Origin of the sequence: Oerskovia sp. NPDC056781 (genome assembly GCF_042789955.1) — a bacterium.
GTDB lineage: Bacteria > Actinomycetota > Actinomycetes > Actinomycetales > Cellulomonadaceae > Oerskovia > Oerskovia rustica.
This window is the reverse complement of record NZ_JBHUAD010000127.1, coordinates 1-11458: the sequence shown is the minus strand read 5'-3', so window position 1 is coordinate 11458 and position 11458 is coordinate 1. Positions and strand designations below refer to the sequence as shown.

The following is an 11458-nucleotide window of genomic DNA, read 5'->3' as shown; positions in this document are numbered from 1 at the left end:
GGGTGCGGACGGGAGGCCGTCCGCACCCCGCCGTCGTGCGTGGGTCAGTCGTCGAGCCCCAGGGCGAACGCCTGCTCGAGGTCGACGTCGGAGTACGCGCGGAACGCGATGAAGGTCTCGGTACGCAGCACGCCCTCGATCTTGCTGACGCGGTCGGCGATCACGTCGGCGAGGTCGTCGTGCTCCTTGACGCGGACCATGGCCACGAGGTCGGCCTTACCGGTGACCGAGTAGACCTCGCTGACACCGCGGAGCGAGGCGACCTGCGAGGCCACCTCGGGGATGAGGTTCGGTTCGGTGTCGATCAGCACGATCGCGGTCAGCATGGGTCCTCCGTCGGGTCCGAGGCGCGGGGCCCGTCGTTCGACGAGCCGGGGTCCAATCTAGCCTCGACGTGCCGGGCGACGCGCTGCGCGGTGCGGTCGCGGTCCGCGAAGGCGCGTGCCGAGCGGACGGGCCACGCGAGGGGGTGGGTCACGTCGACCAGCCGGACGCCGGGCTGCTCCAGCCAGCCGAGGACGAGCTCGGCCTCGTGCGGGTGGCACGCGGGTGCAGGGGCGACGGGCGGTGCGACCTCCTCGGCCGTCGCGACGAGCGCCTCGACGGTCGGCCAGGGGTCGACCCCCGGCGCCGAGACCCCGGTCGCCGCGAGGCGTGCGTGGCGTACCACGACGATCTCCCACCCGCCTCGCTCGAGTGGCTTGGCGGCGACGAGCTCGGCGCACTCCGCGAGCGGCCCGAGCCGTTGCGCACGGCCCGCCCCGAGCAGGAACGCCTCGAGACGCGCGGTGACCTCGGCGGCCTGCTCGTAGCGTTCGTCGGCGGCGAGCGCGGCGATCCGCGCGGTCAGCGGTTCGACGACGTCGCTCGGGTCCGCGAGCAGCGTCCGCCGTGCGCGCCCGACGACGGCTGGGTATCCGTCTGCCGCCTGCGTCGTCGTGCAGGGCGCCCCGCACCGCCCCATCTCGGCGAGGGCGCACGCACTGGCCCCCGGGGAGGGCAGCAGGGGCAGGCGAGGCGAGCACTGGCGCAGGGGAAGTGCGTCGTGCATCGCGTCGATCGCCTGCTGGGCCTGTCTCCGCGACGAGTAGGGGCCGATGTGCGCGGCGTCGGGCTTGACGTCCTGGACGATCGAGAGCCGCGGGTGGGGCTCGCGCGTCAGGCGCACCCAGCTCATGCGCTCGGGGAACTTGGAGCGACGGTTGTAGCGGGGCGAGTGCTCGGCGATGAGCCGCAGCTCGCGGACCTGCGCCTCGAGCACGGTCGCGCACACGACGGGAGTCACGGCGTGCGCGATGCGCACCATCTCGGTCATGCGGCTGCGCTTCTCGGCGGCCGTGAAGTAGCTGCGGACCCGGCGGCGTATCGAGGTCGACGTCCCCACGTACAGGACCTCCTCGCCCGGCCCGCGGAACAGGTAGACGCCCGGTGCGTCCGGTAGGCCGTCGGCGAGAGTGCGCTTGCGTCGCACGTCCGGCGGGACCGGGTCGGTCGCGGTCGCGAGGTCCTCGAGGTGCGTGATGCCGAACGGGGCGAGCCGTTCGAGCAGCGCGTGCAGGACGTCGACCGTGGCGCGCGCGTCGGCAAGCGCCCGGTGCTCAGGGGTCACGGCCGCGTGGAAGAGCGCGGCGAGCGTCGAGAGCTTGTGGTTGGGCGCCTCGTCGCGCGTCACGACGCGCCGGGCGAGGGGGACCGTGTCGAGGACCTGGTTGCCGGGCCAGTCGTAGCCCGCTCCGCGCGCCGCCGCCTTGAGGAACCCGATGTCGAACGGCGCGTTGTGCGCGACCAGGACCGCGCCTCGGGAGAACTCGAGGAACGAGGGCAGCACAGCCTCGATCGGGGGCGCGGTCGCGACCATCGCGGTGCTGATCCCGGTCAGGCGGGCGATGAACGCCGGGACGGGCGCGCCGGGGTTGACGAGGGTCTGGAACTCGCCGAGGACCTCGCCTCCGCGGACCTTGACGGCGCCGATCTCGGTGATCCCCGCCGAGGCGGGCGAGCCCCCCGTCGTCTCGAGGTCCACCACGACGAACGTGACGTCCTGCAACGGGGTGCCCAGCTCGTCGAGGCCGAGCTGGACCGGCATGCTCCCAGGGGCGACGTCAGGGGTGAACGAACGGACCGAGAGCTGCGGGGGAGCGGCCGAGGCTGCGGCGGTCGGGGACGGCATGGGCCCGAACGTACCGGGGGGCACCGACACGGTCGGTGGCGGCCGTGCGGGACGTGGCGCACGCCCGCGCCGCGCCGTCAGGACCCGACGCCCCGTTCGCCCGTAGTGTTGACCCATGGATGGGACGAGTCGGGACAACAAGGACGCCGCGCCGGGCTCGGCCGAGATCCCGGGCGCGTCCGCGGGGGCGCCGCCGGAGGGTGACGTCTCCCGTCCGCCCGTCCCGCCCGAGGTCCGCACCCAGCTCCTCGAGCTGGCCGCGCGCACCCTCGGCGCGTGGGACCCCGCGACGGTCCCGGCCGCGCTGCGCCGCGTCAGGACGTTCGCACCGCGTCGGCGCGCCGCGTCCGGCGCCGTCCCGCTCTGGCAGGCGCTCGAGTCCAGCCCGTCGTTCCGGTCCGCGGTCGCAGCCGCGTGGAGCACCGCGCACCCGCGGGAGGCGCGCGAGCTCGTGCCCGACGGCGCCGCGACCACCGCGACGACCGGCCCCGGCTCGTCGGCCGGGCCGGGCGACGACGATGGGGGCCCCGGCTCGGGCGCCGTCTCCGTCTCCGTCGACGTGGCGACCGAGCCCCTGGTCGCCCCCACGGAGCCGGCGAGCGCGACGCCGGCCGTGCGCGAGGTGCCCGCTCCGGCGCCCGGCCCCGCACCCGACCGCACGTCCGCCCCCGAGGGGAGCGACGCCGTCGGGCAGGACGGGAGAGCCGCCCCCGCGGCCCACGCCGTCCCTGACAGGGCAGGACGCGCCCTGGATCTCGCCGTCGGCGCGTTCCTGCTGCGCCCGGACGGCTGGCAGAGCTACCTCGACCGAGCGCTCCAGGACGCCCAGGAACGCGAGCACGAGCAGCGCCGGGCCCAGGAGGCCGAACGGGCCGTCGTCGAGCGTGACAAGGCCCTTGCCGAGCTCGACGCGACCAGGCTGGCCGCGGCCGCCGACCGCGCCGCGCTCGAGGAGGCTCGTGCCGAGGTCGCGAGCCTTCGCCGCACCGAGCGCAAGCTGCGATCGGACGCCGACCGGGCACGTTCCGAGGCGCGCGCCGCCCGCGCCGAGGCCGACGAGCGGACACAGGCCGCCGAGGCGCTCGCAGCCCAGGCCGCCGCCGAGCGGCGTGAGGCCGCGGTCGCGCTCGAACGGGCCCACGCGGCCCGCGACGAGGCGCGGACCCTCACGCACACCGGGGCCGAGCTCGCCAACGCACGAGCACGACTGCTGCTGGAGACGGTCGTCGACGCGGCGGTCGGGCTCCGCCGAGAGCTCGGGATCCCACCGACCACGTTGCGCCCGGGCGACACCGTGGCCCCCGTCGAGGTCGACGCGGCCGGGCACGGCACGGGCGGCACGACGCGACCCGGCTCGCGCGGTCGCGCGGGCGACGACCCGGCGCTGCTCGACGACGTGCTCGCCGTGCCCCAGATGCACCTGATCGTCGACGGGTACAACGTCAGCAAGACGGGCTTCGGCACGCTCACGCTCGCGCAGCAGAGACGCCGCCTCGTCGACGGGCTCGTGCGCATCGCGTCGCGCACGGGCGCCGAGGTCACGTGCTGCTTCGACGGCCAGGAGCTGGGGCACATGCCGCCCGCGAGCACGCGCGGGGTCCGCGTCCTCTTCTCGTCCGGGGAGATCGCCGACCACCTGATCCGACGCCTGGTCGCCGCGGAGCCCGAGGGGCGGCCCGTGGCGGTCGTCACGAGCGACCGCGAGGTCGCCGACGACGTCCAGGCCATGGGGGCGGTCGCCATCGGCTCGCCCGCGCTCGTCGGGCGGCTCGCGCGGCTCTGAAGGCCGGCGGGTCGTCACCCTCGGCGAGCGGGTGCGTCACCGTCGGTGAGCGGGGGCGTCACCCTGGGCGGGCGGGTCGAGAGGCGACGACGGCCGGCCCCCTGGTGGGGACCGGCCGCCTGGGTCCGTCGTGCCCGTCGTGCAGGCGTCTCAGCTCGCGTCAGGTCACTGCGCGGGCACGCCCGAGTAGATCGCGTCGACCTCGACCGAGAAGTCCTTGAGGACGACGTTGCGCTTGACCTTGAGCGACGGCGTCAGGTAGCCGTTCTCGACCGTGAAGTCCGTCGCCAGGATGGTGAACTTGCGGATCGACTCGGCGCGCGAGACGGCCTTGTTGGCGCGGTCCACCGCGGTGTCGAGCGCCGCGAGGACGTCCACGTCGAGAGCCGCGGCGTCGACGCTCATGGGCTCCTTGCCGTGCATCGCGAGCCAGCCGGGCAGGCCCTCGGGGTCGAGCGTCACGAGGGCGCCGATGAACGGCTGGCCGTCGCCGACGACCACGCACTGGCTCACGAGCGCGTGCGCGCGGATGCGGTCCTCGAGCACGGCCGGGGCGACGTTCTTGCCACCCGCGGTCACGATGATCTCCTTCTTGCGCCCGGTGATGCGCAGGAACCCGTCCTCGTCGAGCGAGCCCAGGTCGCCCGTGCGGAACCAGCCGTCGACGAACGCGTCGGCCGTGGCCTGCGGGTTGTTGTGGTAGCCACGGAAGACGTGGTGTCCCTGGAGGAGGATCTCGCCGTCCTCCGCGATCTTCGCGCCGCATCCGGGGAGCTGGGGCCCGACCGTCCCGATCTTGGTCGCCGTGGGGCGGTTGACCGACGTCGGGGCCGTGGACTCGGTCAGGCCGTAGCCCTCGAGGATGCGCACGCCGATGCCGCGGTAGAAGTGGCCCAGGCGCTCGCCGAGCGGTGCACCGCCCGAGACGGCCCACTTGGTCTGGCCACCGAGCGCCGCGCGCAGCTTCTTGTAGACGAGCGCGTCGGCGACCTTGTGCTGGATCTTGAGGCCGAGACCCGGCCCCTTGGGGTCGTCGAGCGCGCGGGACCAGGCGATCGCGGTCGCGGCGGCCCAGTGGAAGATCTTGACCTTGCCGCCCGCGGCGGCCTTCTGCTCCGAGGAGTTGTAGACCTTCTCGAACACGCGGGGCACCGAGAGGATGTACGTCGGCCTGAACTCGCCCAGGTCCTCCAGGAGGGTCTTGGTGTCCGGGGTGTGGCCGAGCACCGTGCCGCCCGCGACGACGAGCACGCCGATGAAGCGCGCGAACACGTGTGCGAGCGGCATGAAGAGCAGCGTCCGGCCGTTGGCCTCGGCGAAGACCTCGGGCAGCGCCTCGACGGCGTTGACCGTCAGCGAGTAGAAGTTCTCGTGCGTGAGCTCGGCCCCCTTGGGGCGGCCGGTGGTGCCCGAGGTGTAGATGATGGTCGCGACGTCGGCGAGGTTCGCGAGGCCGCGGCGGCGGGCGATCTCGTCGTCGCTGACGTCCTTGCCCGCCTCCTTGAGCGCGGCGATCCCGCCGTCGTCGATCACGAACACGTCGCGGAGCTCGGGGGCCTGCTCACGGACCTCGGCGACGGTTTCGGCGTGCGCGGCCGACTCGACGACGAGCAGCTTGACGGCCGCGTCCGAGAGGATCCACTGGACCTGCTCGGCGCTCGAGGTCTCGTACAGCGGCACGGGCACGGCTCCCGCGGCCCACGTGGCCCAGTCGAGCAGCGTCCACTCGTAGCGGGTGCGGGACATGATGCCGACGTGGTCGCCGGGCTCGACGCCCAGTGCGACGAGGCCCTTGGCGACGGAGACGACGTCGGTGTCGACCTCCCGTGCCGAGAGGGTCTTCCAGGGGGCGCCCGGCCCGCTCTTGACCTCGATCATGGGGAGGTCAGGCCCGGCGGCGACGCGGGTCGCGAAGAGGTCGTTGAGGTTGTCGAGAGGATCGACATCGATGATGCGCGGTGCGCTGAACTCGTCCATGCTGGCTCCAGTGGCAGAAGTCGACGGTGTGAGAACAGTACCCACAGGTCGCAAGTGTCGTTGACCGCCTCCGAGTCGGTACTCTTCATGGTGCTGTGCGCTGTTGCGCAAGATTTCAGGCCGTACCTGGGCGAAGACCGGGAGCGACCGGACTTCGGAGCCGACGGACGTACGCAGAACCGATGCCGAGGCGGTGCACAACCGTTACCGGCTGGTGTTCTCATCGGGAGTTCCAGACCGCTACGTGAGTGAGGACCTGACATGCATGCCATCGGAGTCGACATCGGCGGAACGAAGATCGCCGCGGGTGTGGTCGACGAGAACGGCACGATCCTTGCGCAGACGCGTCGCGACACCGAGCCCGACGACGTCGCGAGCATCGACGCGGCGGTCGCGGACGTCTACGCGGAGCTGTCCAAGGAGTTCCAGGTCGAGGCCATGGGCCTGGCCGCGGCCGGCTTCGTGAGCCCCGACCGCTCGTCGGTCCTCTTCGCCCCCAACATCGCGTGGCGCGAGTACCCGCTGGCCGACAAGGTCCGCACGCTCATCGGCGACGACGACGTCAAGATCGTCGTCGAGAACGACGCCAACGCGGCGGGCTGGGCCGAGTTCGCGTTCGGCGCGGGCCGCGACGCCTCCGACATGCTCATGCTCACGGTCGGCACGGGGCTGGGCGGCGCGATCATCGTCGACCGCAAGCTCGTGCGCGGGCGCTGGGGCGTGGCGGCCGAGGTCGGCCACATGCGCGTCGTGCCCGGCGGTCACTACTGCGGCTGCGGCCACGAGGGCTGCTGGGAGCAGTACGCCTCCGGGAGCGCTCTCGTGCGCGACGGCCAGGCCGCGCTCATCGCCCAGCCCGACCGCGCCGGCGCCCTCCTCGAGCTCGCGGGCGGCGACCCGTCCAAGCTCAACGGTCCCCAGATCACGCAGGCCGCGCAGGCGGGCGACGAGCTCGCGATCGAGCTGCTCGCGACCCTGGGCCGCTGGATCGGCGAGGGGGCCGCGTCGGTCACGGCGCTGCTCGACCCCGAGCTCATCGTCATCGGCGGCGGCGTGGGCGCGGCGGGCGACCTGCTGCTCCAGCCGGTCCGCAAGGCCTTCGCGGACCAGCTCTCGGCCCGCGGCCACCGGCCCGAGGCGCAGATCGACCTCGCCCAGCAGGGCAACGAGGCCGGCATCGTCGGCGCGGCGGACCTCGCCCGCAGCTAGCGACCCGCACGGCCCCGGCTTCCGCGTGAGGAGGCCGGGGCCGCGCCGCGCGCTCGGGAGCGGACGCTCCCCGGGGAGCGCCGCCGTCGGGCAGGGTGCAGCGTGTCGCCCGCGCCGGCCACGGCCCGGGCCCGACGGCGCAGGGCGCCCTCAGACGACGGCGCCCGGTCCCGCGTGGTCGTCCTCGCGGCGGTGCGGCATGCGCCAGAGCAGCACGGCCAGCCCGGCGAGGAACAACCCGCCCGCGACCTGCGCGACGATCGTCGGGAAGGGGCGCAGCACGACCATGCCGACGAGCAGCAGCACGGGGATGCCCGCGACCAGGCCCCAGGCCATGGTCATGAGCGGGTCGCGTCCCATGCCGATCTCGGGGTCCGGGGGAGTGAAGTGGCTCTCGGCGTCCTCGAGGTCCTCGACCTCGGGCGTCGTCGGCCAGTCCCGGGGGCCCGGAGCCTGGACCCAGGGCGCGACGGGGAAGGTCTCGTGCAGGTCGCGCGGGCCGGCGGACGTCGGGCGGTCGGCGCCGGCGGCGCTCTCCGCCGCCGCGGACTCCGCCGCGGCGGACACGTCGGAGAGGTCCGCGACGATGTCGGCCCAGCGGGCCTCGACGTCGGGAAGGTCGTCGTGGGGCGTGCTCGATGCATCGGTCGATCCGGGGTCGGTCGGGTCGATCGCGTCGTCCTTCCCGTCGTTCTCACCCTGCGGTCCTGCATTCGGTGCGGCCATGGGGTTCACTCTAGAGTCGGAAGAGCGCCTCGTGTTCGCGAGGGCCACCAAGGAGGAACGTTGTTCTACTGGTTCATGAAGCAGGTGATGGTCGGCCCCCTGCTCCGGCTGCTCTACCGTCCGTGGACGCGCGGCGTCGAGAACGTGCCCGACGAGGGCGGCGCGATCCTCGCGAGCAACCACCTCGCGGTCATCGACTCGTTCATCCTTCCTCTCGTGCTGAACCGCAAGGTGCAGTTCCTCGGCAAGTCCGACTACTTCACGGGCAAGGGGATCAAAGGGCGCCTGACAGCCGGCTTCATGCGCGGCGTGGGGACCATCCCGGTGGACCGCGCAGGCGGCAAGGCCAGCGAGGCGGCGCTCACCACGGGCCTGAGGGTCCTCGGCGACGGCGAGCTGTTCGGGATCTACCCCGAGGGCACCCGGAGCCCTGACGGGCGCCTGTACCGCGGCAAGACGGGCGTCGCGCGGCTCGCGCTCGAGTCCGGCGCGCCCGTGGTCCCCGTCGCGATGATCGGCACCAACATCGCCCAGCCCATCGGCAAGGTCATCCCCAAGCCCATGCGCATCGGGATCGTGATCGGCGAGCCGCTCGACTTCAGCCGCTACAAGGGCATGGAGAACGACCGCTTCATCCTGCGCTCGGTCGCGGACGAGATCATGTACGCGATCATGAGCCTGTCGGGTCAGGAGTACGTCGACATCTACGCCGCGACGGCCAAGGCCCGCCTCGCCACCGGCCCCGCCGCTACCACACCTCCGGCCTCGCCCGCAGCGCCGGGCGGCAGGCCGGTCCCGGACGTCCAGGTTCCGGAACCGCCGCAGGAGGAGCCCGCACCGTCAGTAGACTGAGGGAGCAGGCCGTCCCGCTGCCCCGGGTGATCCCCGGCGTCCCTCGACGCAGGCACGGCGGCATCCTTCAACGAGAGGCTCCTTTGCTATGTCTGATCGTCGGCAGGTCCGTCGCGTCGCACTCCTGACGGCCGGTGGTTTCGCCCCGTGCCTGTCCTCCGCCGTCGGTGGCCTGATCGAGCGCTACACCGAGCTCGCCCCCGAGGTCGAGATCATCGCCTACCAGCACGGCTACCACGGCCTGCTGACCGGCACCAAGATCGTCGTCGACGCGGAGACCCGCAAGAAGGCGGGCGTCCTGCACCGCTTCGGCGGCTCGCCGATCGGCAACTCGCGCGTCAAGCTGACCAACGCGAAGGACTGCGTCAAGCGCGGGCTCGTCCAGGAGGGTCAGGACCCGCTGCAGGTCGCGGCCGAGCAGCTCAAGGCCGACGGCGTCGACGTCCTGCACACCATCGGTGGCGACGACACGAACACGACGGCGGCAGACCTCGCGGCCTACCTGCACGAGAACGACTACGAGCTCACGGTCGTGGGCCTGCCCAAGACGATCGACAACGACGTGATCCCGATCCGTCAGTCGCTCGGTGCGTGGACCGCGGCCGAGGAGGCCGCCGGGTTCGCGCGCAACATCATCGGCGAGCACCGCTCGGGCCCGCGCATGCTCATCGTGCACGAGGTCATGGGCCGCCACTGCGGCTGGCTGACCGCGGCCTCGGCCGCCGAGTACCGCAAGTGGCTCGACACGCAGGAGTGGGTCCCGGGCATCGGCCTGACCAAGGAGCGGTGGGACATCCACGCCGTCTTCGTCCCCGAGCTCGCGCTCGACATCGAGGCCGAGGCCGCGCGCCTGCGCACCGTCATGGACGAGGTCGGCAACGTCAACATCTTCCTGTCCGAGGGCGCCGGCATGAACGAGATCGTCGCGCAGCTCGAGGCGTCGGGCGAGACGGTCGAGCGCGACCCGTTCGGCCACGTCAAGCTCGACACCATCAACCCGGGTGCCTGGTTCGCCAAGCAGTTCGCGGAGAAGCTGGGCGCCGAGAAGACCATGGTCCAGAAGTCGGGCTACTACTCCCGTGCGGCCGCCGCGAACGCCGAGGACCTGCGCCTCATCAAGTCGATGACGGACCTCGCGGTCGACTGCGCGTTCAAGGGCGAGTCGGGCGTGATCGGCCACGACGAGGAGAACGGCGACCGACTGCGCGCGATCGAGTTCCCGCGCATCGCCGGCGGCAAGGCGTTCGACGTCTCGCAGCAGTGGTTCGGCGAGCTGCTGGGCGAGATCGGCCAGCCGCTCGTGCCGGCTGCCCCCGCGGAGCACTGATCCGCTGATGGCGACCACGACCGGCGCGGAGATCAGCCAGGGACTGGACGCGTTCCGTTCCCTCGTCGCGCAGCAGCAACCCACGTGGCCCGACGCCGCGGCCCTCGCGGACGTGTCCGCGCGGCTCGCGGCCTCCGCGCCGCTCGTGGTCCCCACCGAGGCCGACACCCTGCGCTCGCGGCTCGCCGCCGCGGGCCGGGGCGAGGCCTTCCTCCTGCAGGGCGGCGACTGCGCCGAGACGTTCGCGGACGCCAACGCCCTGCGCATCCGCAACAAGGTGCGCACCATCCTGCAGATGGCCGTGATCCTCACGCACGGCGCGAGCATGCCCGTCGTGAAGATGGGGCGTCTCGCGGGGCAGTACGCCAAGCCGCGCAGCTCGAACGACGAGACGCGCGAGGGCGTCACGCTGCCTGCGTACCGGGGCGACATGGTCAACGGGCACGCGTTCACGCCCGAGGACCGGGTCCCGGACCCCGAGCGCCTGATGCAGGCGTACCGGATCTCGTCGGCCACGCTCAACGTGGTGCGCGCGTTCACGGGCGGCGGGTTCGCCGACCTGCGCCAGGTGCACGAGTGGAACCGCGGCTTCATGCGGAACCCGGCCTACGCGCGCTACGAGAGCACGGCGGCGGAGATCGACCGCGCGATCCGCTTCATGAAGGCCTGCGGCGTCGACTTCGACGCGCTGCGCACCGTGGAGTTCTTCGTGAGCCACGAGGCGCTCATCCTCGACTACGAGCGTTCGCTCACGCGCATCGACTCGCGCTCGGGCGAGGCCTACGACACCTCGGGCCACTTCCTGTGGATCGGGGAGCGCACGCGCCAGCTCGACGGCGCGCACGTCGACTTCCTGTCGCGCGTGGCCAACCCGATCGGGGTCAAGCTCGGCCCGACCACGGCTCCCGACGACGCGCTGCGCCTCATCGACAAGCTCAACCCGGACGCCGTCCCCGGTCGGCTGACGTTCATCACGCGCATGGGGGCGGGCAAGATCCGTGACGCGCTGCCCGCGCTCGTGGAGGCCGTGCGGGAGTCCGGCGCACCCGTCACCTGGGTCACGGACCCCATGCACGGCAACACCATCACGTCCGACAGCGGCTACAAGACGCGCCGGCTCGAGGACGTCCTGGACGAGGTCCGGGGCTTCTTCGAGGTCCACCGCGCGCTGGGCACGGTGCCAGGGGGCCTGCACGTCGAGCTCACCGGTGACGACGTGACCGAGGTGCTGGGCGGCAGCGAGGAGATCGACGACGCGGGCCTGGCCCTGCGCTACGAGACCCTCGTGGACCCGCGCCTGAACCACCAGCAGTCGCTCGAGATGGCGTTCCAGGTCGCGGAGATGCTCCAGGCTCGCTGAGCCGTCGCCCGCCCGGCTCGACCCCACCCAGCCCGACGGCGGCGCACCCGCAGG

9 protein-coding genes are annotated in these 11458 nt (G+C 72.8%); 5 read left to right on the top strand and 4 right to left on the bottom strand.

What is annotated here, in order from left to right:
• Window positions 1-44: 44 nt before the first annotated feature.
• Both ACFRCR_RS11950 and ACFRCR_RS11945 read right to left on the bottom strand, forming a co-directional pair.
• Window positions 45-326, bottom strand: coding sequence for an Lrp/AsnC family transcriptional regulator (locus tag ACFRCR_RS11950; RefSeq protein ID WP_138824253.1), 282 nt, complete (start codon window positions 324-326; stop codon window positions 45-47).
• Complete coding sequence (locus ACFRCR_RS11945; protein WP_377677785.1) at window positions 320-2170, bottom strand: DEDD exonuclease domain-containing protein; 1851 nt, start codon at window positions 2168-2170, stop codon at window positions 320-322. The genes ACFRCR_RS11950 and ACFRCR_RS11945 overlap by 7 nt, the downstream gene beginning before the upstream one ends.
• A 115-nt stretch (window positions 2171-2285) precedes the next feature.
• Here ACFRCR_RS11945 and ACFRCR_RS11940 point away from each other — a divergent pair, with 115 nt between their 5' ends.
• The gene (locus ACFRCR_RS11940) at window positions 2286-3953 is read left to right on the top strand and encodes an NYN domain-containing protein (protein ID WP_377677784.1); all 1668 of its coding nucleotides are present in this window, start codon (window positions 2286-2288) and stop codon (window positions 3951-3953) included.
• Window positions 3954-4118: 165 nt separating this feature from the next.
• Here the strand turns inward: ACFRCR_RS11940 and ACFRCR_RS11935 are convergent, their stop codons facing one another.
• Window positions 4119-5930, bottom strand: coding sequence for an AMP-dependent synthetase/ligase (locus ACFRCR_RS11935; protein WP_377677782.1), 1812 nt, complete (start codon window positions 5928-5930; stop codon window positions 4119-4121).
• Window positions 5931-6191: 261 nt separating this feature from the next.
• On the opposite strand from ACFRCR_RS11935, the gene ACFRCR_RS11930 reads away from it, so the two are divergent.
• Window positions 6192-7139, top strand: a complete 948-nt coding sequence (locus ACFRCR_RS11930) for an ROK family glucokinase (protein WP_377677780.1) — start codon at window positions 6192-6194, stop codon at window positions 7137-7139.
• Window positions 7140-7289: 150 nt separating this feature from the next.
• On the opposite strand, the gene ACFRCR_RS11925 is transcribed toward ACFRCR_RS11930, so the two are convergent.
• The gene (locus ACFRCR_RS11925) at window positions 7290-7865 is read right to left on the bottom strand and encodes a hypothetical protein (RefSeq protein ID WP_377677778.1); all 576 of its coding nucleotides are present in this window, start codon (window positions 7863-7865) and stop codon (window positions 7290-7292) included.
• 60 nt (window positions 7866-7925) lie between these two features.
• Here ACFRCR_RS11925 and ACFRCR_RS11920 point away from each other — a divergent pair, with 60 nt between their 5' ends.
• The 3 genes from ACFRCR_RS11920 (at window position 7926) to ACFRCR_RS11910 (ending at window position 11404) form a co-directional block, all read left to right on the top strand.
• Entirely contained in the window at window positions 7926-8717 is a 792-nt protein-coding gene (locus ACFRCR_RS11920; protein WP_225227740.1) for a 1-acyl-sn-glycerol-3-phosphate acyltransferase, read from the top strand.
• An 88-nt stretch (window positions 8718-8805) separates the two neighbouring features.
• Complete coding sequence (locus tag ACFRCR_RS11915; RefSeq protein ID WP_138824260.1) at window positions 8806-10044, top strand: pyrophosphate--fructose-6-phosphate 1-phosphotransferase; 1239 nt, start codon at window positions 8806-8808, stop codon at window positions 10042-10044.
• A 7-nt stretch (window positions 10045-10051) separates the two neighbouring features.
• The gene (locus ACFRCR_RS11910; protein WP_377677777.1) at window positions 10052-11404 is read left to right on the top strand and encodes a class II 3-deoxy-7-phosphoheptulonate synthase; all 1353 of its coding nucleotides are present in this window, start codon (window positions 10052-10054) and stop codon (window positions 11402-11404) included.
• The last annotated feature ends 54 nt before the right edge of the window (window positions 11405-11458 follow it).

Bases quoted from the DNA above. Each gene is read 5' to 3' on its own strand.
- ACFRCR_RS11930 (WP_377677780.1), top strand. From the start codon at position 6,192: ATGCATGCCATCGGAGTCGACATCGGCGGAACGAAGATCGCCGCGGGT.
- ACFRCR_RS11925 (WP_377677778.1), bottom strand. From the start codon at position 7,865: ATGGCCGCACCGAATGCAGGACCGCAGGGTGAGAACGACGGGAAGGAC.
- ACFRCR_RS11945 (WP_377677785.1), bottom strand. From the start codon at position 2,170: ATGCCGTCCCCGACCGCCGCAGCCTCGGCCGCTCCCCCGCAGCTCTCG.
- ACFRCR_RS11910 (WP_377677777.1), top strand. From the start codon at position 10,052: ATGGCGACCACGACCGGCGCGGAGATCAGCCAGGGACTGGACGCGTTC.
- ACFRCR_RS11915 (WP_138824260.1), top strand. From the start codon at position 8,806: ATGTCTGATCGTCGGCAGGTCCGTCGCGTCGCACTCCTGACGGCCGGT.
- ACFRCR_RS11935 (WP_377677782.1), bottom strand. From the start codon at position 5,930: ATGGACGAGTTCAGCGCACCGCGCATCATCGATGTCGATCCTCTCGAC.
- ACFRCR_RS11950 (WP_138824253.1), bottom strand. From the start codon at position 326: ATGCTGACCGCGATCGTGCTGATCGACACCGAACCGAACCTCATCCCC.
- ACFRCR_RS11940 (WP_377677784.1), top strand. From the start codon at position 2,286: ATGGATGGGACGAGTCGGGACAACAAGGACGCCGCGCCGGGCTCGGCC.